This is a genomic window from Pseudomonas sp. AP3_22 TE3818 (assembly GCF_053628995.1).
This window is the reverse complement of the sequence record NZ_JBRJHL010000001.1, coordinates 3,299,004-3,321,661: the sequence shown is the minus strand read 5'-3', so window position 1 is coordinate 3,321,661 and position 22,658 is coordinate 3,299,004. Positions and strand designations below refer to the sequence as shown.

General features: G+C 61.2%; 21 protein-coding genes. 4 read left to right on the top strand and 17 right to left on the bottom strand.

Features of this window, described 5'->3' with window-relative positions; genetic code table 11:
* Positions 1-11: 11 nt before the first annotated feature.
* From selB to fdnG, 6 genes are read right to left on the bottom strand one after another with little or no spacing between them, the layout of a single operon-like run.
* Positions 12-1,919, bottom strand: coding sequence for a selenocysteine-specific translation elongation factor (gene selB, locus AB7M25_RS14980; RefSeq protein ID WP_429389338.1), 1,908 nt, complete (start codon positions 1,917-1,919; stop codon positions 12-14).
* Positions 1,916-3,346, bottom strand: coding sequence for an L-seryl-tRNA(Sec) selenium transferase (gene selA, locus AB7M25_RS14975; RefSeq protein WP_429389337.1), 1,431 nt, complete (start codon positions 3,344-3,346; stop codon positions 1,916-1,918). Before selA ends, selB begins: the two co-directional genes overlap by 4 nt.
* Before the next feature lie 50 nt (positions 3,347-3,396).
* Positions 3,397-4,323, bottom strand: a complete 927-nt coding sequence (gene fdhE, locus AB7M25_RS14970; protein WP_429389335.1) for a formate dehydrogenase accessory protein FdhE — start codon at positions 4,321-4,323, stop codon at positions 3,397-3,399.
* A 3-nt stretch (positions 4,324-4,326) separates the two neighbouring features.
* Positions 4,327-4,992 (bottom strand): formate dehydrogenase subunit gamma, encoded by a 666-nt coding sequence (locus AB7M25_RS14965; RefSeq protein WP_429389333.1) that lies wholly within the window; start codon positions 4,990-4,992, stop codon positions 4,327-4,329.
* Positions 4,989-5,924, bottom strand: a complete 936-nt coding sequence (gene fdxH / locus AB7M25_RS14960; protein ID WP_102701380.1) for a formate dehydrogenase subunit beta — start codon at positions 5,922-5,924, stop codon at positions 4,989-4,991. Before fdxH ends, AB7M25_RS14965 begins: the two co-directional genes overlap by 4 nt.
* On the bottom strand, positions 5,925-8,990 hold the full coding sequence (gene fdnG / locus AB7M25_RS14955) for a formate dehydrogenase-N subunit alpha (RefSeq protein WP_454237534.1): 3,066 nt from the start codon (positions 8,988-8,990) through the stop codon (positions 5,925-5,927).
* A 355-nt stretch (positions 8,991-9,345) separates the two neighbouring features.
* Between fdnG and AB7M25_RS14950 the strand changes: the two genes are divergently transcribed.
* A complete protein-coding gene (locus tag AB7M25_RS14950) occupies positions 9,346-10,500 on the top strand; it encodes a MalY/PatB family protein (RefSeq protein WP_429561392.1) in 1,155 nt (384 codons plus the stop codon).
* Positions 10,501-10,590: 90 nt separating this feature from the next.
* Here AB7M25_RS14950 and AB7M25_RS14945 read toward each other — a convergent pair whose 3' ends face one another.
* From AB7M25_RS14945 to AB7M25_RS14925, 5 genes are read right to left on the bottom strand one after another with little or no spacing between them, the layout of a single operon-like run.
* Positions 10,591-10,788, bottom strand: a complete 198-nt coding sequence (locus tag AB7M25_RS14945; RefSeq protein ID WP_454237533.1) for a hypothetical protein — start codon at positions 10,786-10,788, stop codon at positions 10,591-10,593.
* Complete coding sequence (locus AB7M25_RS14940) at positions 10,772-10,969, bottom strand: hypothetical protein (RefSeq protein ID WP_454237532.1); 198 nt, start codon at positions 10,967-10,969, stop codon at positions 10,772-10,774. The genes AB7M25_RS14945 and AB7M25_RS14940 overlap by 17 nt, the downstream gene beginning before the upstream one ends.
* Positions 10,953-11,150, bottom strand: a complete 198-nt coding sequence (locus AB7M25_RS14935; RefSeq protein ID WP_454237531.1) for a hypothetical protein — start codon at positions 11,148-11,150, stop codon at positions 10,953-10,955. Before AB7M25_RS14935 ends, AB7M25_RS14940 begins: the two co-directional genes overlap by 17 nt.
* On the bottom strand, positions 11,134-11,331 hold the full coding sequence (locus AB7M25_RS14930; RefSeq protein ID WP_454237531.1) for a hypothetical protein: 198 nt from the start codon (positions 11,329-11,331) through the stop codon (positions 11,134-11,136). Before AB7M25_RS14930 ends, AB7M25_RS14935 begins: the two co-directional genes overlap by 17 nt.
* Entirely contained in the window at positions 11,315-11,512 is a 198-nt protein-coding gene (locus AB7M25_RS14925) for a hypothetical protein (RefSeq protein WP_454237530.1), read from the bottom strand. The genes AB7M25_RS14930 and AB7M25_RS14925 overlap by 17 nt, the downstream gene beginning before the upstream one ends.
* A 49-nt stretch (positions 11,513-11,561) precedes the next feature.
* Here AB7M25_RS14925 and AB7M25_RS14920 point away from each other — a divergent pair, with 49 nt between their 5' ends.
* The gene (locus tag AB7M25_RS14920) at positions 11,562-12,923 is read left to right on the top strand and encodes a cation:proton antiporter (protein WP_429388962.1); all 1,362 of its coding nucleotides are present in this window, start codon (positions 11,562-11,564) and stop codon (positions 12,921-12,923) included.
* Here AB7M25_RS14920 and AB7M25_RS14915 read toward each other — a convergent pair.
* The 4 genes from AB7M25_RS14915 to AB7M25_RS14900 form a co-directional block, all read right to left on the bottom strand.
* Entirely contained in the window at positions 12,901-14,820 is a 1,920-nt protein-coding gene (locus tag AB7M25_RS14915; protein WP_454237529.1) for a PAS domain S-box protein, read from the bottom strand. The two genes, AB7M25_RS14920 and AB7M25_RS14915, sit on opposite strands and share 23 nt — an antisense overlap.
* Before the next feature lie 101 nt (positions 14,821-14,921).
* Positions 14,922-15,824: a zeta toxin family protein gene (locus AB7M25_RS14910; RefSeq protein ID WP_429518600.1), complete on the bottom strand. Its 903-nt coding sequence runs from the start codon at positions 15,822-15,824 to the stop codon at positions 14,922-14,924.
* A 125-nt stretch (positions 15,825-15,949) separates the two neighbouring features.
* Positions 15,950-18,229, bottom strand: coding sequence for an ATP-dependent DNA helicase (locus tag AB7M25_RS14905; protein ID WP_454237528.1), 2,280 nt, complete (start codon positions 18,227-18,229; stop codon positions 15,950-15,952).
* A complete protein-coding gene (locus AB7M25_RS14900) occupies positions 18,226-19,830 on the bottom strand; it encodes a VRR-NUC domain-containing protein (RefSeq protein ID WP_454238358.1) in 1,605 nt (534 codons plus the stop codon). Before AB7M25_RS14900 ends, AB7M25_RS14905 begins: the two co-directional genes overlap by 4 nt.
* 260 nt (positions 19,831-20,090) lie before the next feature.
* Here AB7M25_RS14900 and AB7M25_RS14895 point away from each other — a divergent pair, with 260 nt between their 5' ends.
* Together AB7M25_RS14895 and AB7M25_RS14890 are read left to right on the top strand one after the other, a co-directional pair.
* The gene (locus AB7M25_RS14895) at positions 20,091-20,315 is read left to right on the top strand and encodes a YgdI/YgdR family lipoprotein (RefSeq protein ID WP_429518604.1); all 225 of its coding nucleotides are present in this window, start codon (positions 20,091-20,093) and stop codon (positions 20,313-20,315) included.
* Positions 20,316-20,453: 138 nt separating this feature from the next.
* Positions 20,454-21,125 (top strand): MliC family protein, encoded by a 672-nt coding sequence (locus tag AB7M25_RS14890; protein ID WP_454237527.1) that lies wholly within the window; start codon positions 20,454-20,456, stop codon positions 21,123-21,125.
* Between the two features lie 46 nt (positions 21,126-21,171).
* Here AB7M25_RS14890 and AB7M25_RS14885 read toward each other — a convergent pair whose 3' ends face one another.
* Both AB7M25_RS14885 and AB7M25_RS14880 read right to left on the bottom strand, forming a co-directional pair.
* Positions 21,172-22,257: a polyamine ABC transporter substrate-binding protein gene (locus AB7M25_RS14885; protein ID WP_454237526.1), complete on the bottom strand. Its 1,086-nt coding sequence runs from the start codon at positions 22,255-22,257 to the stop codon at positions 21,172-21,174.
* 44 nt (positions 22,258-22,301) lie between these two features.
* Complete coding sequence (locus tag AB7M25_RS14880; protein ID WP_015095054.1) at positions 22,302-22,643, bottom strand: cupin domain-containing protein; 342 nt, start codon at positions 22,641-22,643, stop codon at positions 22,302-22,304.
* Positions 22,644-22,658: the final 15 nt, after the last annotated feature.

The following is a 22,658-nucleotide window of genomic DNA, read 5'->3' as shown; positions in this document are numbered from 1 at the left end:
CTGCCCCTGAATCAGGGCTCATTGCGCTGGGCCAACGCGTTGTCCGGGCGAACCTGGCGACGATCGCCAAAACGCCGGGTCAGGCCGATGCGGTCGAAGTACTCCAGTATCTGGATACTGCGCTTGCGCCCCAGGCCCACCGCATCACGAAACGCCGCCACCTGGATCACCGGGTTGGCGTCCGCCAGTTGCAACAGCATAGCCGCCAATCGGCGAATCATGCCGTCGGTATAAAACAGGTCGCGCACCACTTGATGCATCAGGCCCAGGCGCGCCATTTTGCGCAGCAACCCGCGCACGACCGCTTCTTCATGCCCCAGGTCGCGCACCCACGGCGGATCGAAAGCGGCCTGTTCGAACAGCGGCTGCAATTGCAGCCACAGGGCTTCGTCCTCTTCGCTCAAGCGCACCTGGTGCCCGGGCAGATGCAACCACGGGCCACTGCTGGCGATGTCGCCGCTGGCCAGCAGCTCGTCGAGCAGGCTGATGAATGTCCCGCGTTCTTGAGTGCTGCCGGCAAATCGGCGCAAGCGATCGCGGTCCGGCCCCATCTGGTCCGGTTCGAGTTGATGAAAGCGCGCGAGCTGTTCCAGCACGGCCGCCTTCAAGGCCTGCCAACGGCTGGCACTGAACAGCAACGCGCCCTGGCGGGTGTCGATCAAACGCACGTCAGCGGGCAACACCCAACGGCTGCGCGGTCGGTTGAACTGGCGCTCCAGGCGCTGCGGATCGAGCCCGGTGTCGCTGTGGGCCAGCAATGCCGGCAAAACATCCTCCAGTTTCGTGCTGCTCGCCAGTGCCACCAGCTGCGCCAAGCGTTCGGGGCTGCGGCGTTGCCGGGTGGGTGCAAACGGATCGAGTACCCGACCGCCCCCCAGGGTACGTTGGGCACTCTGGTCGCGCAGGATCAGCCGATCGCCTTTCACCGCGTGCACCGGCGTATTGAGCAGCAGTTGTGCAAACATCCGCCCACCGGGCGCCAGGCTGGCGCCTTCGAGCAAGGCGACTCTGCCGGTGACGTCCTGGGTGCCGAGGTGCAGGTGCACCGGTTGAAAGTGCTCGAAGGCCCGGGATTCGCCGGCAAGCAACTGCATGTCGATGTCCAGGCGCTGGGTGGGCGCGTACAAGCCGTCGGCGAGCAACCAGTGACCGCGATGGATGTGCTCCAGGGCCAGCCGCTCGGCACTCAGGTTCAACGCCACGCGCTGGCCGGCACAGGCGTGTTCGGCGGCCTGGTTTTGCGCGTGCAGGCCGCGAATGCGCACCGGTTTGCCTTGTGGCCCCAACAGCAAGGTGTCGCCCACCGAGACCTGGCCGGACAGCGCCGTACCGGTCACCACGATACCGGCCCCGGCCACGCTGAAGGCCCGATCGATCGCCAGGCGAAAACCACCTTCCGTATTGCGCTGCGACACTTCACGCTGGGCGTCGAGCAACGCCTTGCGCAAGGTTTCGATGCCCTCGCCGGTCACGCTCGACAGTGCAATCAGCGGTGCATCGGCATAGGGTCCGGGCGCCAGCAAGGTACGGATCTGCTCACGCACGTCTTGCACCCGGGCGCTGTCGACCCGATCGCACTTGCTGATCGCCACCAGCGCCCGCGGGATGCCGAGCAACTCGACGATCGCCAGGTGCTCACGGGTCTGCGGCATCACCCCGTCATCGGCGGCCACCACCAGCAACACCAGGTCGATGCCCTGCGCCCCGGCCAGCATGTTGTGGGTGAAGCGCTCATGGCCGGGAACGTCGATGAAACCGGTCAGTGGCGCCTCCGGCTCCAGCGCGGCATACAGGTAGCCGAGGTCGATGGTCATGCCGCGTTCACGCTCCTCCCGGCGCCGGTCGCCCGCTTGGCCCGTCAGCGCCTGGAGCAGCGCCGTCTTGCCATGGTCGATGTGTCCAGCGGTGCCGACAATCACCCTGCCCGGCCCTCCACCTGCAATTGATCGAGCTGCGTCAGCCAGGCCGACTCGTCGTCCAGTTGCCGCAGGTCCAGCCACAGGGCGTCATCGTCAATGCGCCCGAGCACCGCAATCGGTAAGGCGCGAAAGGCCTCCTCCAGATTCAGCAAGGATCGCCCGCGCAAACGCTTCGACGTGAGTGGGCGAATGCACAGCGCCGCGCTGGCCAGCCGCGCCACCGGTTGGCTGCCGCTGCCGATCATGCCCAGTGACGGCATGGCGCTGACGCTCCAGCCGTCACCCAGCACGCGGGCCAGCGCCGGCTGCAAGCGCTCAGCCTGGGCGAGGATATCGGCCTGTGGGCGGGTCAGCAGGCGCAGGCTCGGCAAACGCTCGGCCAGTCGGTCCGGGTTTCGGTATAGACCCAGCACCGCTTCCAGGGCCGCCAGGGTCATTTTGTCGACCCGCAGTGCACGCTTGAGCGGGTTTTTCTTGATCCTGGCGATCAGGTCCTTGCGGCCGACAATCAGCCCGGCCTGTGGGCCGCCGAGCAGTTTGTCGCCGCTGAAGGTCACGATGTCCGCGCCATCCAGCAGCGCCTGACGCACCGTCGGCTCGGCGGGCAGCCCCCAGCGGGTCAAGTCCAGCAGGCTGCCGCTGCCGAGGTCCTCGAGCAGCGGCAAGCCGTGCCGGTGTGCCAGTTGCGCAAGTTCCGCGGTCGGTACGCTCGTGGTGAAGCCTTGAATGCTGTAGTTGCTCGCGTGCACGCGCATGATCAAACCGCTGCGCGGGCCGATGGCGGCCTCGTAGTCGCGGGCATGGGTGCGGTTGGTGGTACCGACCTCGACGAGCTTCACCCCGGCGCGGGCCATGATGTCGGGAATGCGGAAGGCGCCGCCGATTTCAATCAGTTCGCCCCGGGAAATAATCCCTTCCTTGCGCGTACCCAGGCTGTTGAGGGTCAGCAGCACCGCGGCGGCATTGTTGTTGACCACGGTCACCGCTTCGGCGCCGGTCAACTCGCGAATCAAGCCTTCGATCAGGTCGTCGCGATCGCCGCGCTTGCCGCTGCGCAGGTCGAATTCCAGGTTGAGCGGATAACGCGCGGCCATTTGCACCGCCTCGATCGCTTCTTCGGGCAACAACGCCCGCCCGAGGTTGGTGTGCAGCACCGTGCCGGTGAGGTTGAACACCCGCCGCACATGGCTGCGATGCTGGAGGGCCAATCGCTCGCCGACCCGGCCTGCCAGCACCTCGGCGCTGACTTCTACAGGTTCGAGCAAGCCCTGCTGCACCCCTTCGCGCAACTCATCCAGCAACCGCCGCAAGGCCCCCAGCAAGGCGTCGCGTCCATGACGCTCGGCCAGCGGCCGGCACGCCGGGTGACGCAACAGACTGTCGATGGAAGGTAGATGCAGGGATTGGCTGGCACCGCGTGCAGACATCTGGCACTCCTGAAAACGAATGACCTCGCGCCAGAGTGTAGACGCTGCGTTTATTCGTCTCCCGGCGCCAGGAGCAGATTCGGCGCCAGGCGCTGATAACCGTCCTGGGCCAGGCGCATGTCGAGCATCAGGCTGGACAGGTCTGCCGACAACGCTTCGGCATCCGCATCGTTTTCCAGATAGAGCAACTTCAGATAGCTGTTGCAACCGGGGCAGACTTCGGCGCGCAACGGCGCCTGGTTCGCGGCATGGCGATCATCTTCAAGGCTGAGGTATTCCAGGCCCTTGCTCTGCTCGCAATACACGCACTTGACCCGCACCACGTGCCACTCGCAGGCACACAGCGAACAGACCAGATAACGCAAGCCGTTGTGCTTGCCACGATGGCGGATGACCCCGGCCATGGCCGGCGAGCCGCAGGCCGGGCACTGGCTGAGGCTGTCGCCGGGTGTCAGTGCCAGGTTCGGCGTACTCAACAGCCAGTGGCTCCAGGCCGTTTGCAGCGCCGCGCCGAGAAACGGCACCAGCGCCGCCGGTACCAGCGAATACTGGCCGCTGAGCAGTGCCACCGCCCAGGCGCGGCGTTGCCCGGCACCGGCCAGGCGCAAGGTGTCCACGGCTTCGGCCACGGCGGATTGTGGCGGTTCTCTATAGCGCTGCAACAAGGCATCGAGGTAAAGCTGCCAGTCGTCTTCGCGCGCCAGGCTGTCGGCCGCAAAAGGCGGCAAACCGTGCTGCTGGCACAGTTCGATGCGTTGCCGGTCCAGAGGCTCGCCAAGCGGCGGATCGTCCAGCACCTGTTGCTGCACCCGGCACAACCCGGCAATCAGGCGCAGGTAATCGGCCAGCGGGTGCCCTTCGGCCAGGGTTTCCAGACGCTGGGCGCGCAGGCTGAACAGGTCAGGCGGTGGCAGGTACAGAAACGGCGGCGAACTGGCCGCCGCTTCGATTTCTCCAGGTTCCAGGATGGTTGGCAAATGTCAGCCCTTTTTGGTGATCGGTCGCGTAGGCGCTTCGTCGCGCGTCTCATCTTGAGTCACTTGGCGATACCAGAGTTCGTGGTGCTTCCTGGCCCAGCCGCGGCTGACCCGGCCGTGCACCATCGCGCTGACCGAGCCTTTGATCCAGATGCCGGCGTAGATGTGCACGATGATGCTCAGGATCAGCACAAAACCGGCCAGTGCATGCAGCAACATCGCCCAGCGTATCGTGGTGATGCCGAAATACTCGCTGAAGTAGGCACGCCAGATCACCAGCCCGCTGAACAACAGCACCAGCATGCACAGCAGTAAAGTCCAGAACAGCAGCTTCTGCCCGGGGTTGTATTTGCCGATGGGCGGGACGCCCTCCTCTTCATTTTTCATCACCCGGTCGATGCGCTTGAGCCACAGGCGATCGTTGGCGATGAAGTAGTTGGCGTGCCAGAAGCGAAACACCAGGCCAAGGAACAGCAAGAACATCAGCACGCCCATGAACGGGTGCAGGATGCGTGTCCATGGTCCGCCGCCGAACAGGTTGCTCAGCCAGAACAGCGCCGGGTGGAACAGTGCCAATCCGGACAAACCAGCCATGAAGAACAGAATCGCCACCAGCCAGTGATTGGTGCGCTGGTTGCTGGTGTAGCGCAGGATCGTCTTGTTGCTCATGGCCTGCCCTCCCCACGGGGATCGAAGGTATGCACCGACGGATCGACTTCGTGCACGGCGTTGTCCGGCGGCTCGGGATGTTCATCCTCTTCGACGATTTGCGGGCCGACCCGCACGTAGTGGAAGAACCCGGCCAGCACCGCCGCGCCCATGGCCAGCAGCGCCAGGGGTTTGCTGATGCCTTTCCACAGCCCCACCAACGGGCTGATCGCCGGGTGATCGGGCAAGCCGGCGTACAGCCTTGGCGTATCGGCATGGTGCAGCACATACATCACGTGGGTGCCGCCGACGCCTTCGGGGTCGTACAGGCCGGCGTTTTCAAAGCCGCGGCTTTTCAGATCGACGATACGTTCGGCGGCGTGCTCCTTCATGTCGTCCTTGGAGCCGAACACGATGGCACCGGTCGGGCAGGTTTTCACGCAGGCCGGCTCCAGCCCTACCGCCACCCGGTCCGAGCACAGGGTGCACTTGTAGGCCTTGTGATCCTTTTGCGAGATCCGTGGAATGTTGAACGGACACCCGGTGATGCAGTAGCCACAGCCAATGCAGTGGTCCTGATCGAAATCGACGATGCCGTTGGCGTGCTTGATGATCGCCCCAGGGCTGGGGCATGCCGCCAGGCAACCGGGCTCGGCGCAGTGCATGCAGCCGTCCTTGCGGATCAGCCACTCCAGGTTGCCGGCGTCGGTCTCGTGCTCGGTGAAGCGCATCAGCGTCCAGGTTTCGGCGCTGAGGTCCTGCGGGTTGTCGTAGGTGCCGTGGTTATGGCCGACCTCGTCGCGCAGCTCGTTCCATTCCGAGCAGGCAACCTGGCAGGCCTTGCAGCCAATGCATTTGGTGGTGTCGATCAGCTTGGCGACTTCCTCCATGCCGCGCACCGAGGGCGCGGGTGTGGTGGTGGCCGAGCGGGCAATGATGTCTTGGCTGGCCATTTAGACTTTCTCCACGTTGACCAGGAATGACTTGGATTCCGGGGTCTGTGTGTTGCCATCGCCGAGGAACGGCACCAGGGTGTTGGTCAGGTAACCGTGCCGCGTGAGCCCGGTAAAGCCCCAGTGCAGGGGAATGCCGATCTGGTGCACCACCTGGTTGTTGACCTGCAGCGGACGAATCCGCTTGGTCACCACCGCCACCGCTTCGATGAAGCCACGCTTGCTGCTGACCCGTACCCGGTCGCCTGCGACGATGCCTTTTTCCTTGGCCAGCACTTCACCGATTTCCACAAACTGCTCGGGCTGGGCGATCGCGTTGAGCTTGCAATGCTTGCTCCAGAAGTGGAAATGCTCGGTCAGCCGGTAACTGGTGGCGGCGTACGGGTAATCCTTGGCCACGCCGAGGGAATCCCAGACCGAATCGAAGATCCGCGCTGCCGGGTTGCTGGTGGCTTTCTTGTTTTGCGGGTGCAGCGGGTTGATGCCGATCGGTGTTTCGAACGGCTCGTAGTGCTCGGGAAACGGACCTTCGTTCATCTTGTCGACGGCGAAGAATCGCGCCACGCCTTCGGGGTTCATGATGAACGGGTTCATCCCGGCTTCCGGCGGCACGTCGGCCTTGTAGTCCGGCACATCGGTGCCGGCCCAGGCTTTGCCGTTCCACCACACCAGACGTTTTTTCGGATCCCACGGCTTGCCTTGCAGGTCTGCCGAGGCGCGGTTGTAGAGGATCCGCCGGTTGGCCGGCCAGGCCCAGGCCCAGCCCTGATGCTGGTGCATGCCGTATGGGTCGCTGTTGTCGCGGCGAGCCATCTGGTTGCCCAGTTCGGTCCAGCTGCCACAGAAAATCCAGCACCCGGACGCGGTACTGCCGTCATCCTTGAGCTGGCCGAAACCGGCCAGTTGCGTATTGGCCTTGATCACCGCACCGGTGGCGTCGGTGAAGTCGGTCGTCGCCGAGCCGTTGATCTCCTTGGCGAGTTCCTCCGGCGAAGGTTCGTCGGGGATCTTGTACGGCCACGTCAACTTGAGCAGCGGGTCGGGATACTTGCCGCCATCGGCCTGATAACGCTGGCGCAGACGCAGGAACAATTCGCTCATGATCCGCACGTCGGTGCGCGCTTCGCCAGGGCCGTCGGCGCCTTTCCAGTGCCATTGCAGCCAGCGACTGCTGTTGACCAGCGAACCGTCTTCCTCGGCAAAACAGGTGGTGGGCAGGCGGATCACTTCGGTCTGGATGTCGGCGCTGTTCACGTCGTTGTACGGCCCGACCTTTTGCCAGAACTCGGAAGTTTCTGTGGCCAGTGGGTCCATCACCACCAGCCATTTCAACTTGGCCAGTGCCGCCATCACGCGGTTTTTATCAGGCAGCGCGGCGATCGGGTTGAAGCCCTGGCACATGTAGCCGTTCACCTTGCCTTGCCCCATCAGGTCGAACACCTTGAGGATGTCGTATTGGGGGATGTCCAGTTTCGGCAAGTACTCGTAAGCCCAGTTGTTCTCGGCGGTGGCGTTGGCGCCGTACCAGGACTTCATCAGGCTGACGTGGAATTTGCTGTAGTTCTGCCAGTAGGACAGTTGCCCCGGCCGCAACGGTTTCTGCGTGCGCTTGACGATATAGGCGTTGTAATCCTGTTCGGCATCGCCGGGTAGCGTGAGGTAGCCCGGCAGTGAGTTGGACAATAGCCCCAGGTCAGTCAGCCCCTGGATATTGGAGTGCCCGCGCAAGGCGTTCACGCCGCCGCCCGGCATGCCGACGTTGCCCAGCAACAGTTGCACCATCGCCGCGCTGCGGATCATCTGCGCGCCAATCGAGTGCTGGGTCCAGCCCAGCGCATAGAGGATGGTCATGGTCTTGCCCGGCGTCGAGCAAGTGGCGATTTCCTCCCAGATTTTCTGCATGGCATCGACCGGCATGCCGCAGATCTGGCTCGCCAGTTCCCGGGTGTAACGGCTGTAATGCTGCTTCATCAACTGGTAGACGCAGCGCGGGTCCTGCAGGGTCGGGTCGACCTTGGCAAAACCGTCTTCACCGAGCTCATAGCCCCAACCGGATTTATCGGTATAGAGACGCTTGGCCGCGTCGTAGCCGCTGAAAATCCCGTCCTCGAAGCCATAGCCGGCTTTGACGATGAACGACACGTCGGTGTAGTTGCGCACGTATTCGTGCTGGATCTTGTCCTCGGTCAGCAGGTAGTTGATCAGCCCGCCCATGAAGGCGATGTCGGTGCCGGTACGGATCGGCGCGTAATAATCGGCCACCGAGGCGGTGCGGGTAAAACGCGGGTCGACCACGATCAGCCGCGCCTTGTTGTGCGCCTTGGCTTCGGTCACCCATTTGAAACCGCACGGGTGCGCTTCTGCTGCGTTGCCGCCCATCACCAGAACCAGATTCGCGTTGGCGATATCGGTCCAGGTATTGGTCATGGCACCACGGCCGTACGTCGGGGCAAGACTTGCCACCGTCGGGCCGTGTCAGACACGCGCCTGGTTATCGAACCCCAGCATGCCGAGGCTGCGCACCACCTTGTGGGTGATGTAGCCCGCTTCATTGGACGCCGCCGATGCCGCGAGGAAACCGGTGGTCAGCCAGCGGTTCACCGTCTGCCCCTGCTCGTTCTTCTCGATGAAGTTGGCGTCGCGGTCGGCCTTCATCAGGTTGGCGACGCGATCGAGGGCTTCATCCCAAGAGATGCGCGTCCACTCGGTACTGCCGGGCTTGCGCACTTGCGGGTATTGCAGGCGACCGGGACTGTGGATGAAATCCAGCAGGCCCGCGCCTTTGGGGCACAGGGTGCCGCGGTTGACCGGGTGGTCGGCGTCACCTTCGATGTGGATGATGTTTTGCGCGACATTCTTCGCCGCATCGCCCTGGCTGTACATGATCAAGCCGCAACCGACCGAGCAATACGGGCAGGTGTTGCGGGTTTCATGGGTGTGGGCGAGCTTGAAATGACGCACCTGTTCGGCAAAGGCAAGCGTCGGGGCCATGCCCAACGCACCCAGGCTAGAGCCTGCAAGGCCGATACCGGCGACCTTGAAGAACTGACGACGGCTGAGATCCATCGTGCACTCCTGATCAGGTGGAACCCGGTACATGGCCGGGCTTTTTCGAACAACCACGGTCGCGGCAGGCTGGCTGCCGACAGTTGAACTTTAGTCAACCCATTGGCGTTCTGTGTGAAAACCGACCGTCGGCCGTTAGTCGTCGTTCCTGGCTATTGGCACAAAACCTGTGGGAGCGGGCTTGCCCGCGAAGGCGTCGTAACAGTCAACATTGATATTGGCTGACCCACCGCTATCGCGGGCAAGCCCGCTCCCACAGGGGGTATGGTGTCAGTCATCGCGAGCAGGCTCGCACCCACAGGGATTGGCGCTTATCATGGCCGGCATGATTAACCGGCCTTTACGAGATTTGCGCATGACTTTCGATTTTGATCAGGTGTTCGACCGCCACAATACCGGCAGTACCAAGTGGAGCCGCTACCCGGCGGACGTGTTGCCGATGTGGGTCGCCGACATGGATTTCGCCGCGCCGCCGGTGATCATCCAGGCCCTGCAAAAACGACTGGAACACCCGATGGTCGGTTATAGCGTGGCCCAGGATGACCTGCGCGAAGCCATCGTTGCCGACCTCTGGAACAAATACGCCTGGCGTGTCGAGCCGCAGGCGTTGATTTTCCTGCCGGGCGTCGAGTCCGGTTTCAACATGGCGTTGAAGGCCCTGGTACAGCCGCCACAGAACGTCGTTGTGCAGGTGCCGAACTACCCGCCGCTGCGCCACGCCCCCGGACATTGGGACCTGAACAAGGTCGAGCTGAACTTCGATGCGCAGGCCGATGGCACCTATAGCACGCCGCTGGATACCCTGAGCCAGTCGCTGCAAGGTGGTGGCGCACTGCTGCTGAGCAACCCGCACAACCCGCTGGGCAAAGCCTTCCCCCGCGAAGAGCTGCAGGCCATTGCCGACATTTGCCTTGAGCATGATGCCTGGATCATTTCCGACGAGATCCACGCCGAGTTGTGCTTCGACGGCCGCCAGCACATTCCGATGGCCACGCTGAGCCCGCAAGTCGCCCAACGCACCATCACGCTGATGTCGGCGAGCAAGGCCTACAACATCGCCGGCCTGAAGACTTCGTTCATGATCATCCAGGACCGCCACCTGCGCGAGAAGGTCAACCACGCCCGTTGCGGCATGGTCGACAGCGTCAATCCGCTGGGCATGGAAGCCACCCGGGTCGCCTACAGCGAGGCCGCGCCATGGCTGGCCGAACTGAAGGTCTACCTGCAAGGCAACCGCGATTTCCTCGCCGAAGCGGTACGCACCCGTCTGCCGGGCATCACCATGAACCTGCCGCAAAGCACCTACCTGGCGTGGCTTGACTGCACGGCACTGGGGCTGGACGACCCGCAGCAGTTCTTCCTCGAACAGGCCAGGGTCGGCTTGAGCGCCGGCCTGGACTTCGGCGATGACTGCAAGCAGTTCGTGCGCCTGAATTTCGGCTGCCCACGCTCGCTGCTCGAAGAAGGCATCGCGCGGATGGAGCGCAGCTTGCGCCATCTCAAGGCCTGATCCCGCCCCTCGACAACAACCGGGATCCCTGTGGGAGCGGGCTTGCCCGCGATGAACGCCAGCGCAACGCGTTTATTCAGACAGAACGCGTTATCGTTTACGTCCATCGCGAGCAAGCTCGCTCCTACAAGTCATCTGCATCGCGCGGATGGAACGCAGCTTGCGCCATCTCAAGGCCTGATCCAGCCCCTCGACAACAACCGGGATCCCTGTGGGAGCGGGCTTGCCCGCGATGAACGCCAGCGCAACGCGTTTATTCAGACAGAACGCGTTATCGTTTACGTCCATCGCGAGCAAGCTCGCTCCTACAAGTCATCTGCATCGCGCGGATGGAGCGCAGCTTGCGCCATTTCAAGGCCTGATCCCGCCCCTCGACAACAACCGGGATCCCTGTGGGAGCGGGCTTGCCCGCGATGAACGCCAGCGCAACGCGTTTATTCAGACAGAACGCGTTATCGTTTACGTCCATCGCGAGCAAGCTCGCTCCTACAAGTCATCTGCATCGCGCGGATGGAGCGCAGCTTGCGCCATTTCAAGGCCTGATCCAGCCCCTCGACAACAACCGGGATCCCTGTGGGAGCGGGCTTGGCCGCGATGAACGCCAGCGCAACGCGTTTATTCAGACAGAACGCGTTATCGTTTACGTCCATCGCGAGCAAGCTCGCTCCTACAAGTCATCTGCATCGCGCGGATGGAGCGCAGCTTGCGCCATTTCAAGGCCTGATCCAGCCCCTCGACAACAACCGGGATCCCTGTGGGAGCGGGCTTGGCCGCGATGAACGCCAGCGCAACGCGTTTATTCAGACAGAACGCGTTATCGTTTACGTCCATCGCGAGCAAGCTCGCTCCTACAAGTCATCTGCATCGCGCGGATGGAGCGCAGCTTGCGCCATTTCAAGGCCTGATCCAGCCCCTCGACAACAACCGGGATCCCTGTTGGAGCGGGCTTGCCCGCGATGAACGCCAGCGCAACGCGTTTATTCAGACAGAACGCGTTATCGTTTACGTCCATCGCGAGCAAGCTCGCTCCTACAAGTAATGGTTGTTTTGGGATCCGGATCATGAGCTTCATTACCTGGGTGGCGGTGTTGGGGGCTGTGTTGCTGACGCTGGCACTGACCTCGTCGTACCTGCGCTGGTTGCCGGTTACCACGTCGGCGGTGTGTCTGGTGCTGGGCGTCGCCATCGGTCCGGCGGGCCTGGGTTTGCTCAGGCTGGATGTCAAGGATGCCGCCTTCTGGATGGAGCATCTATCGGAAGTAGCGGTACTTTTTTCGCTGTTTGTCTGCGGGTTGAAGTTGCGCCTGCCCTTGGGCGATCGCCGATGGCGGGTGGCATTTGCCCTGGCGGGACCGGTGATGATCCTGACCATTGCCGGTGTAAGCCTGTTGCTGCATTTCGGGTTTGGGTTCCCGTGGGGGCCGTCGCTGTTGATCGGGTCGATTCTGGCGCCCACCGATCCGGTCCTGGCCTCTCTGGTACAGGTCAGCGATGCCAGGGATTACGACCCGGTCAGGTTCGGGCTTACCGGTGAAGCCGGTTTCAACGATGGCATTGCATTCCCCTTCGTCATCCTCGGCTTGTTGTTTCTGCAACACAGCGACAATACAGGTGCCTGGCTCGACGACTGGGCATTCAAGCGGCTGCTATGGGCCGTGCCCGCCGGACTGCTGACCGGTTACTGGATGGGGCGCGGCATTGGCCGACTGACCTTGTTCATGCGCATCAAAAACGCCGACAGCACCTTCTCACCCAATGATTACCTGGCCCTGGCCCTGATCGCGCTGGCCTACGTCGTGGCCGAAACCATTCAGGGCTACGGGTTTCTCTCGGTGTTTGCCGCCGGCCTGGGTTTGCGCCAGGCCGAGGTCAAGACAAGCGGTGACACGCAGGCACCGGCCGAACATCTGGTCCAGGCGGTGGTCGGTCATCAGCATGTCGAACCCGAAGCGGCCGTGGCCGGCAATGTAGACCACCTGGAAGACACGCAAGTCGCTGCCGGGATCATGATGGGCGACATGCTATCGTTCGGCAGCCTGGTGGAGCGGGCCATGGAAGTGTTTCTGGTCACCTTGCTCGGGGTCGTGCTGGTTGCACACTGGGACTGGCGGGCTCTGGTGCTCGCACTGGTGCTGTTCGGGATGATTCGCCCGCTGGCGGTCTGGCTGATGCCCTGGGGTTCGCTGCTCAATGGCTCGCAACGCTGGTTGATCGGCTGGTTCGGCATTCGCGGCATCGGCAGTTTCTATTACCTGTTCTACGCCTTGAACCACGATCTATTGCCTTCGGTGGCCACCTTGTGCGCCGACATGACGCTCTCGGTGGTGGCCCTGAGCATTCTGGTCCATGGCATCAGCACCCAGCCGATGCTGGCCCGCTATGAACAGCACAACCGCCACGTCACTTCATCGCCAAGGCAATGATTTCCACCAGGTTGAGTTGGGTAAAAGGTTTCGACAACCGTGGCAGATGGGCGGCAAAGCCTTCCAGCCGTTCGGCATAACCGGTGGCGAGGATGATCGGCACGTCCGGTCGCATGATCCTGAGGGCATTGGCCAGCTGTGCCCCACTCATCAGTGGCATGGCCATGTCGGTAATGACCAGATCGATCTGCGGTTCACTACTGAACAGTTCCAGCGCCCTGGCACCGCAAGACGCACTGATGACCCGATGCCCGAGGTCCTCGAGCAGCAGGCAGGTGCTGGTCAACACCAGGCTGTCATCGTCCACCACCAGAACGCTCAGGCCTGGTCCCGTCACGGAGGGCGCTGCGGCGACCGGTTTGACGGGCGAATCCCCGGTGGCGACCGGCAACCAGAGTTCGGCGGTCGTGCCATGGTCCTTCTGGCTTTTGAGGATGAATCGTCCGCCCAGTTGTTCAATAAAACCGTGAACCATCGACAACCCCAGGCCCGTGCCTTTACCGACGCCCTTGGTGGTAAAAAACGGGTCCATCGCCGAGACCAGCGTGGTTTCATCCATGCCCTCGCCGGTATCGGCAATGCTCAGGCAGACGTAACACCCCGGGGCCAGGGATGAGGTGGCGCTGTCGGTCACTTCACGGTTTCTGGCGCTGAAGCTGATGGTCCCGCCGTCGGGCATGGCGTCACGGGCGTTGGTGGCCAGGTTCAGTACCGCCAGTTCCAGCTGATTGAGGTCCGCCAGCACCGGTTCGAGATCGTCGGGAAAGCGCGTTTCTATTTTCACCGAAGGCCCCAGGGAACTGCGCAACAGCCCGGAAATGCCCTCCACCAAGGCCGGTATCCGCACGGGTTCCGACTTGAGTTCCTGGCGTCGGGCAAACGCCAGCATGCGCTGGGTCAGGGAAACGCCGCGCAAGGCACCCTGGGTTGCGTTGTCGATCAAGCGGGTTATTTTTGGATTGTCCGTCACCCGTTTGCGCACGATTTCCAGATTGCCGAGGATCACCGTCAGCAGGTTATTGAAATCGTGGGCGATGCCGCCACTGAGCTGGCCGATGGCCTGCATTTTCTGCGCCTGGAACAAGGCCTCCCGGGTTTGCTCCAGCACCTGCTGCGCTTGCGTGACGTCAGTGATATCACGGGTAATCTTGGCAAAACCGAGCAAGGTGCCGGTGTCGCCCCAGATCGGATCGACGATGACATGGGCGAGAAACCGCGTGCCGTCCTTGCGCATCCGCCAGCCCTTGTTTTCAAAGCGCCCTTCACGCACGGCAATGTCCAGCGTCCTTTGTGGCTCGCGGGCTTCGCGATCCTCCGGGGTATAGAACATCGAAAAATGCTGGCCAATGACTTCTTCCGGCAGGTAACCCTTGATGCGCTGGGCGCCAAGGTTCCAGTTACTCACGCGTCCGTCCGGCGAAAGCATGTAGATCGCATAGTCGGTAACGCTCTGCACCAGCAGGCGGAACTGCTGCTCGCTTTGCTTGAGGATTTCATCGGCCACTCTGCGATCGGTCAGGTCGCGGGTGATCTTGGCGAAACCCAGCAAGGTGCCCGACGGGTCGAAGATCGGATCGATGACCACATGGGACCAGAAATGGGTGCCGTCCTTGCGCACCTGCCAGCCTTCTCCCTCGAAACGCCCTTCATCAAGCGCAGTGTCCAGTGTCCGCTGGGGCAAGCCGGCCCGGCGATCCTCATCGGTGTAGAAACGCGAGAAATGCTCACCGAGGATCTCGGCCTCCTCATACCCCTTGAAACGCCTGGCGCCGGCATTCCAGCTGGTAATGATGCCGTCCGGGTCAATCATGTAGATCGCATAGTCAATCACCGCATCGATCAACAGGCGAAAGCGCTTGTCCTCAACGGTATTCGGCCTGCTTTGATCCTCGCTCATTGAGTTCTCGCGTCATGATTGTTTTTCTGGAGTATGAGACAAACTGCCAATTTGGAAAGCCATGACTCCAGCAATTTGCTTCATAGCTTGCCATCCCCCGCTTAGCGATACACGTATTTGGTGATATAGGAGTAAAGGTCGTTGTAGACGAAATCGGGAACCTGTTTGTCATATTTGCTGGTTTTAAGCAGTTGCAAATGACATTCCCTGACCATCTCGTCACGCTCCTCCATCGAATAGACGGACCTTCTGAGGATAGTGTCATAGGCGCTGTACGCATATGGCTGCAACGTTGAAACTTCGTTCAGATTCCCATTTGAGTCCAGGGTATAGGTGCTGTGTGCACGCTGTACCCGTTCGCTCAGCGTGCCCAGACCGCGCTCGTACAAGAAGATTTGTGAGCCGCTCACTGTCTTTGCGATGAACTCGAACGCAACGAGAACCGCAGGGGCATTACTGATGCTCGACTCGAGTCTCGAATAGCTGACAAACCGTTCCATCTCCTGCTTTTCCAGGCTGGAGAATGCTCTTTTGATGCTGGACAGATGGGCGAACGCATGATTGCAGCCCACGACATGGACTTCGAGTTGATAACCGGGAACAAATTTTGCCAATCCGGCAAAACCGATGTCATCGAACGCGCACTCCATGATGATGTTGTATCTTTGAGACAGCGCGTTGGCGAAGACTTTCTCACCGAGCTCCCTGGCAAACGCTTCTGTATGTTCGTAGGCGTGCAAAACGCCGAGCTTGATCATGTCGGCGTAATGCGGGTGTTTTTTTCGATATTCAGGCAGATACAGTCGAATGTAGTTCCCGTAATTCCCGGATGGCAGCAGGCTCTTTTCCAACAAGTAGGTCTTGCCCGAGCCCTCCACTCCGGCGGTGATCAGCAACTTTGGAATGGCTTCAGCAGTTTTGCCGACGAAGAGCGTAGGGTGGATCTCGTCGAACGCCTTGATCACGTCGTCTGAGGAATAGTTGTATTTTGGTGCTTCTGACATACCTTGATTTCCTTATCAAAGAATTGGGTTGCGATATCTAGCCTTTCCAATAAAGCGTGCTGTCGCTGATTGTTCAATTCATTGTTTTAATCAAGGTATGTATTTGTTTTTAAAGGTAAAAAATCCTACGGAGCAGAGTGGAAATTCGTTGGCGCAATTGACCACCAGCGCGGCAGTAATTGCCTGACCTTGCTCTCGCCAAAACGGTCGTCGATCAACATCACCACCCCTTGATCCTGTTGTGTACGGATGACCCGTCCGGCGGCCTGCACCACTTTCTGTACACCGGGAAACAGATAGGTGTAGTCGTAACCGGCGCCAAAGATGGCGGCCATGCGTCGTTTCAGTTGCTCGTTCACCGGATTGAGCTGGGCCAGCCCCAACGTGGCGATAAATGCGCCGATCAACCGGGCACCGGGCAAATCGATGCCTTCACCAAAGGCCCCGCCCAGTACCGCAAAGCCAACCCCTTGGCCGTCGGCGTGGAATTGGTCGAGAAACTGCTGGCGTTGCGCCTCGCCCATGCCTCGGGACTGCGACCACAGGCTGATGTGCGGATGTTTCTCGGCGAGCAGCTGCGCCACCTGCTGCAAATAATCGAAACTGCTGAAAAACGCCAGGTAATTACCGGGACGCTTGCAGAACTGCCTGGCGATCAGGTCCACGATCGGCTCGAGAGAGGACTGGCGATGCACGAACCGCGTGGATATCTGGTTGACGATGTGCACTTGCAGTTGATCGGCATGAAACGGTGACTCGACGTCGATGCACACCGTGTCCGCCGGCGTTCCCAGTAAATCGGCGTAATAGCGCCTTGGGCTGAGGGTCGCGGAAAACAGCACGGTGCTGCGCGCGGCAGTCAGGCGCGGGCGGATGAACCCTGCGGGTACCACGTTGCGCAGGCACAGCTGCGAGAGATTGCGTTTGCGTTCGAGGTCGCGCTTGCTGATGTCGAACAGGAACTGCTCATCGAACAGTTCGGCCACCCGGCAAAACTGCAGCATGTCGAAGTAGAAGCCTTGCAGTGCGCTGTCCAGCCCTTGTGGGTGATCGTTCAGGTAGTCACCGATGCTGGCGCTGCACGATGACAGTGCCTGAAGCAGCTTTTGGGGCGCCTTGTCATAGGCTTGATAGGCGCCGGTTTGCGCGTCATGCAGAGCATTCCACTCGCGGCTGATTCGCTGCATCGGCTTTTTCAGCACCTCGGGTGCGGTTTTGCGCACAGCGTTGAAGGTCGCCTGATCGAGGCTGGCGCTGTACATCTGCCGACCGCGCTCCACCAGGTTATGCGCTTCGTCGATCAGCACCGCGACCTTCCAGTGATTGGCCTGGGCCAGACCGAACAGCAAGGCGCTGAAGTCAAAGTAATAGTTGTAGTCGGCAACCACCACGTCGGCCCATCGCGCCATTTCCTGGCTCAGGTAATACGGACAGACATCGTGTGCCAGGGCAACCTCGCGCAGGGCACCCTGGTCCAGCAGGCTCAGTTGACTGGCCGCCTGCCGTGCGGCCGGCAGGCGATCGTAGAACCCCCGGGCCAGTGGGCAGGACTCGCCGTGGCAGGCTTTGTCCGGATGCTCGCAGGCCTTGTCCCGGGCAATCATCTCCAGCACCCGCAACGGTGGCGCATCGGCACTGGCCAGCATCACTTGCGCGGCGTCCAGGGCCAGCTTGCGTCCCGGGGTTTTAGCCGTCAGGAAGAACACCTTGTCCAGCTGCTGCGGTGCCAGTGCCTTGAGCATGGGAAACAGGGTGCCCAAGGTCTTGCCGATGCCCGTGGGCGCCTGCGCCATCAGGCAGCGCCCTGTGCTGACGGCCTTGAACACCGACTCGGCCAGATGGCGCTGCCCCGGCCGAAAATCGGCGTGGGGAAAGGCCAGGCGCTGCGCTGCGAGATTGCGCCCGTCACGGTGGGCAACTTCCTGTTGCGCCCATTGCAGGAAGCGTGCGCATTGCCGCTCGAAGAACTGTTGCAGCTGCGCGGCCTCGAAGGGCTCGACCAGGCAGGTTTCCTTTTCGCTGACAATGTCGAAATACACCAGCGCCAGGTTGATCCGGGGCAGATCCCGTTGGCGGCACATCAACCAGCCGTAGATTTTCGCCTGGGCCCAATGCAACTGGCGGTGGTTGGCCGGTTGTTTGCTCAAGTCTCCGCGGTAGGTCTTGACCTCTTCCAGACAGTTTTGCCCCGGGTCATAGCCATCCGCCCTGCCCTTGACCGTCAAGGTCTGATACTGGCCCTCAAGGGCGACTTCACTTTGGTAACCCTCGCTGCGTCGCGAGGCCACCGTGCGGTGCCCGACAATACCCTCCAGCGCGGTGGGCGACGGCGTGAAGCGCAGGTCGAGGTCGCCGGCCTTGGCGGTGAACTCACACAGCGCCCGCACCGCAATGCTGTAGCTCAAGCGTCCTGCTCCGCCCATTGCACGTAGCACACGGCGATGGGCATCTGGTGTTCGTGGCAGAACTCCAGCCAGCGCAACTGGTTGTCCTGCAGGCGATCGCCCGGGCCCTTGACTTCGATCATGCGGTAGGTCTTTTGCTGCGGCCAGAACTGGATCAGGTCCGGCATGCCGGCGCGATTGGCCTTGATGTCGAGCAAGAGGCGGTTGAACCAGTGCCTGAGATGTTCGGCGGGGAGGCAATCGAGGGCTTGCTCCAGCAACTCTTCGCTGAGCACGCTCCAGAACACGAACGGCGACTGCACGCCCCACTTGGCCGCATAGCGTTGGCGGATGGTCTGCCGGTAGCGCCCGTCTTCGAGTTCGGCCAGGCACGCCTGGAACAGTTCGGCCCGGCGGGCCTGGAAGTCTTCGCTGAGCAAATCCACCGGCCCGCGCTGGAACGGGTGGAAGAATGCCCCCGGCAAAGGCGCGAAAATCGCCGGCCAGCACAACAGGCCGAACAGCGAGTTGATCAGGCTGTTTTCAACGTAATGGATCGGTGCCGAATCCTCAGCCAGATGCGCCTGGACGTAAAACTCGACCGACACTGCCGGATCGACTCTGGGTAGTTGCAGGTCCAGACGCTGCATTTCCCGAGGCGCCGCCCGCTTGATGGGCGGCCCGCCGAGCTTGCGCCGCAGGCGCGGCAGTACGCGGAGCAACTGCTGGTGTTCGGCGGCACTTTCCGGTGCCTGTTCGGCCTGCTCGGCCAGATCCAGCGCCAACTCGAACTCCCCGCTGCGCTCCAGCACGCGAATGAGTCGCGCACGCGCACCCGGATAAGCGCATTCGCGGTACAGATCCAGGGCCATGACGAAATCCGCGATGCGTTCGCAATACTGACCCATCTGGAACAACAGCTTGCCGCGCCGGCGTTGCAACCAGGGATTGTCCAGCGCCAGGCCCTTGATGCGCCCGGCCACCTCTTCCAGCGCTTCACCGGCTTCGAATTGTTGCTGGTACGCGTGCAGGAGGACACAGGCATCCACGTCTTCGCGGCTGCGCAAGCCGCGGGACTCGGCGCTGAATTCGACTTTTTCGTAGGTGTAGATACCCAGGTCCGCCAGCACGAACTCCGACCAGTCCTGGTACAGGTTGCCGAAGAACATCAGGCGCAGGCGATCGCACAACTCCATGATGGTCAGGCTGAGCAGGCGCTCATCCAGCCACGGGCACCAGTCGTTGAAGCTTTGCGCCTGGGGAAATTGCTCGATCAACGCCGGCAGCCAATCGATTTTCCTGCCTTTGGGTTGATCGATGACAGAGCCAAAGGTCTGGAGGATTTCACCCTTGAGCAGCAGTTCGAACAGTTCCTCGACCGCCAGCGGCATACGTTCGTCGACCCAACCGAGTGTCAACAGCGGGCCGGCGGCGCCGGGGATATCGCCGATTTCGTCGTAATGCAGTTTGCCGGCCCTGAAATGAATGCCCTTGCGCATGACCATTCTGACCAGCAGTGCCTGCGATTCACGGGGTAACCGCTTAAACTCATTAATGAAACTCAGCTCGTCGACGCTCAGCACATCGGCAAAGCGCTGCTCCAGCCAATCAAGCACTTGCATGAAATTGTTGAGGTAATAGAACGGATCGTCGAGGGGATTTGCAGTCACAGGAAATGGGCCATGGCGAGCGAGTACTGGTTATGCGTACAGATAACAGTTCCGCCCTGCCCGGTGCAATCGGAAAAGGATAAATGGAGGCGATGTACGGAATATTTCCCCGGCAGTAGAACTTTCTGCCCCCTGGCGGCACCAACCGCCATAGGCATGCAGTGACAGGCACGAATGGATGGCACTGCTTCAAAAACGAACGGGAGGTAATCATGGACATCAAGACTTTGGGCTTGCCCCTGGCCGCAGCGGCCCTGCTGATGCTGGCCGGCTGCTCGACGCCGACGGTGGTGACCCTGCAGAACGGCACTCAGTACCTGACCAAGGACATGCCGAAAACCAGGACCCAGGACGGGTTCTTCGAGTTCGAGGACATTTCGGGGGCGAAGGTGAAAGTCAGGGCCGATGACGTGGCGACGATTCGCGAGGAAGACTGACGTTTCTCCTGGCTCGATGTGGCAGGTTTCGAGCACTGCCTTACACTCGATAGACCCCATGCGACCGAATGACTGTACAACGCTTCGACACGATGCGTTGCAATACGGGCATCACGTAAAGATTCAGGTGACGCCGAAATGAAAATGGTCACGCCACTTCTGGCCTCTCTGCTCGCCATCAGCGCATGCGTGACTGCGTGTGTGTGTGAAGCCGCGACAAAGGCAAAGCCAAAACCCTTGCCAACCTACAAAACCAGTTTCGATTGCACCGCGCCCCAGGCATCCGCCGAAAAGCTTATCTGTCACGACGCTCAGCTGGCGCGCATGGACCTGGAACTCGATCGTCTTTATCTGCTGGCCCTCACCGACGAACATTCAGTGCCGCGCCCGAATAAAGTCGAGACAGATCATCGGTTCTGGATGGAGTCCCGTAACCAGTGTGGTGCCGGGCCGCAAGCCAAGGCGTGCGTCATCGCCAGTTATGCCGAGCGTGCGTTCCAACTGCGTCAGGGTTCGGCCATTGCCAGAACCAAGGACCCGAGCCGGCTCACCGAAGGCCCCTTGGCTTATCGTTGCGCAGGGTTTAACGCATTGGTGGCCGCGACCTTCTTTACGGTCGAACCGGGCGTGGTGTTCCTGAAATGGGCCAACTCCTCGGTGACGCTGAACCAGGTGCCGAGCAATTCCGGAACCCAGTACACGGGCAAGGATTACAAAGGCAGCTACAGCTTCTGGCAAATCGGTGATGAGGTTTTTTTCCAGATACCCGGCTCAGGCCAGATGAGTTGCGCAGCCGAGCCGGTCGGCTGACAAGGATGGCAACGGGACATCCTGTCCCGATTGCCTGACCGGGTCTTCAACTGCCGGTGCGAATCTTGTTCCACACGCGCGTGCGAACCCGGTCGATGTTCAATGGCATGGCTTCCAGGGCAAAGAGTTTCCCCATCATTTCCGGGCTTGGGTAAACCTTGGTGTCGTTCTTGATCGCCGGGTCGATCAGGCTGTCAGCCTGCTCGTTGCCATTGGCGTAGTGCACGTAGTTGCTGACGCTGGCCATGACGTCCGGGCGCAGCAGATAGTTCATGAAGGCGTAACCGGCCTTTTCATCAGGAGCATCGACCGGCATCGCGACCATGTCGAACCAGATGGCGGCGCCTTCCTTGGGAATCGCATAACCGATGTCGATACCATTGTTGGCTTCCCTGGCGCGGTTTTCCGCCTGCAGGATGTCGCCGGAGAAACCGACCGCGACGCAGATATCACCGTTGGCCAGGTCACTGGTGTACTTGGACGAGTGGAAATAGCTCACATACGGCCGCACTTTCAACAGCAAGGCTTCGGCCTTCTTGTAGTCGTCCGGGTTCTTGCTGTGAGGCGGCAAGCCGAGGTAGTTCAACGCGGCCGGCAGCAGTTCGGGACCGTTGTCGAGGATGGCCACGCCGCACTTCTGTAACTTCTGCATGTTCTCGGGCTTGAAAATCAGGTCCCAGGAGTCCACCGGGGCGTTGTCGCCCAGCACCGCCTTGACCTTGGCAACGTTGTAGCCGATGCCGGTACTGCCCCACAGGTACGGGAAGCCGTGCTCGTTGCCCGGATCGTTGGTCTGCAAGGCCTTGAGCAATACCGGGTTGAGGTTTTTCCAGTTCGGCAACTGGCTCTTGTCGAGCTTCTTCAGGGCGCCGCCCTCAATCTGCCGCGCCAAGAAGTGGTTGGACGGAAACACCACGTCGTAGCCGGATTTGCCGGTCATCAGCTTGCCATCGAGGGTTTCGTTGCTGTCGTAGACGTCGTAGGTGAAGCCGATGCCGGTTTCTTTCTGGAAGTCTTTCGTGGTGTCCGGCGCGATGTAATCCGACCAGTTATAGATTTTGACGGTTTCGGCCGCCTGACTGATCGATGCAACAAGCAGCAGAGGAGCCAGGGTCAGTGTCTTTCGGAGCATGAGTCGATTCCTGTAGGTTGTTTTTGTTGGCAGGCAATCAAGGATCAGAAAATCAGGACGTAGGTCTTGCGCACGGTTTCCTGGATGTCCCAGATACCGAGGCTGTTGGCCGGCAACATCAGTGCGTCGCCGGCTTCGATGTGCAGCGGCTCACCGCCGTCCGGGGTGAAGGTGCAGCGGCCCTGGATGAAGTGGCAGAATTCCTGGGCGACGATCTGCCGCCGCCAGCGCCCCGGGGTGCATTCCCAGACGCCGGTCTCGACGCCGTCGTCGCGTTCGACGCTGGTGGTCGAAGCCACGGCCACGGGCGTGCCCAGGGGCACGGCGACCGGGTTGGACTCTTCCAGTTTCAGGGTTGCGGTGTGCTTGAATTGCGTGATGCTCATGGGAATACCTGTCGA

What these genes read in the sequence shown, in the direction of transcription:
- selA (WP_429389337.1), bottom strand. Translation starts at nt 3,346, where the DNA reads ATGTCTGCACGCGGTGCCAGCCAATCCCTGCATCTACCTTCCATCGAC.
- AB7M25_RS14885 (WP_454237526.1), bottom strand. Translation starts at nt 22,257, where the DNA reads ATGCTCCGAAAGACACTGACCCTGGCTCCTCTGCTGCTTGTTGCATCG.
- AB7M25_RS14945 (WP_454237533.1), bottom strand. Translation starts at nt 10,788, where the DNA reads ATGGACGTAAACGATAACGCGTTCTGTCTGAATAAACGCGTTGCGCTG.
- AB7M25_RS14965 (WP_429389333.1), bottom strand. Translation starts at nt 4,992, where the DNA reads ATGAGCAACAAGACGATCCTGCGCTACACCAGCAACCAGCGCACCAAT.
- AB7M25_RS14950 (WP_429561392.1), top strand. Translation starts at nt 9,346, where the DNA reads ATGACTTTCGATTTTGATCAGGTGTTCGACCGCCACAATACCGGCAGT.
- AB7M25_RS14915 (WP_454237529.1), bottom strand. Translation starts at nt 14,820, where the DNA reads ATGAGCGAGGATCAAAGCAGGCCGAATACCGTTGAGGACAAGCGCTTT.
- AB7M25_RS14910 (WP_429518600.1), bottom strand. Translation starts at nt 15,824, where the DNA reads ATGTCAGAAGCACCAAAATACAACTATTCCTCAGACGACGTGATCAAG.
- AB7M25_RS14940 (WP_454237532.1), bottom strand. Translation starts at nt 10,969, where the DNA reads ATGGACGTAAACGATAACGCGTTCTGTCTGAATAAACGCGTTGCGCTG.
- AB7M25_RS14890 (WP_454237527.1), top strand. Translation starts at nt 20,454, where the DNA reads ATGAAAATGGTCACGCCACTTCTGGCCTCTCTGCTCGCCATCAGCGCA.
- fdxH (WP_102701380.1), bottom strand. Translation starts at nt 5,924, where the DNA reads ATGGCCAGCCAAGACATCATTGCCCGCTCGGCCACCACCACACCCGCG.
- AB7M25_RS14925 (WP_454237530.1), bottom strand. Translation starts at nt 11,512, where the DNA reads ATGGACGTAAACGATAACGCGTTCTGTCTGAATAAACGCGTTGCGCTG.
- AB7M25_RS14935 (WP_454237531.1), bottom strand. Translation starts at nt 11,150, where the DNA reads ATGGACGTAAACGATAACGCGTTCTGTCTGAATAAACGCGTTGCGCTG.
- AB7M25_RS14900 (WP_454238358.1), bottom strand. Translation starts at nt 19,830, where the DNA reads ATGCAAGTGCTTGATTGGCTGGAGCAGCGCTTTGCCGATGTGCTGAGC.
- AB7M25_RS14880 (WP_015095054.1), bottom strand. Translation starts at nt 22,643, where the DNA reads ATGAGCATCACGCAATTCAAGCACACCGCAACCCTGAAACTGGAAGAG.
- AB7M25_RS14920 (WP_429388962.1), top strand. Translation starts at nt 11,562, where the DNA reads ATGAGCTTCATTACCTGGGTGGCGGTGTTGGGGGCTGTGTTGCTGACG.
- AB7M25_RS14930 (WP_454237531.1), bottom strand. Translation starts at nt 11,331, where the DNA reads ATGGACGTAAACGATAACGCGTTCTGTCTGAATAAACGCGTTGCGCTG.
- AB7M25_RS14895 (WP_429518604.1), top strand. Translation starts at nt 20,091, where the DNA reads ATGGACATCAAGACTTTGGGCTTGCCCCTGGCCGCAGCGGCCCTGCTG.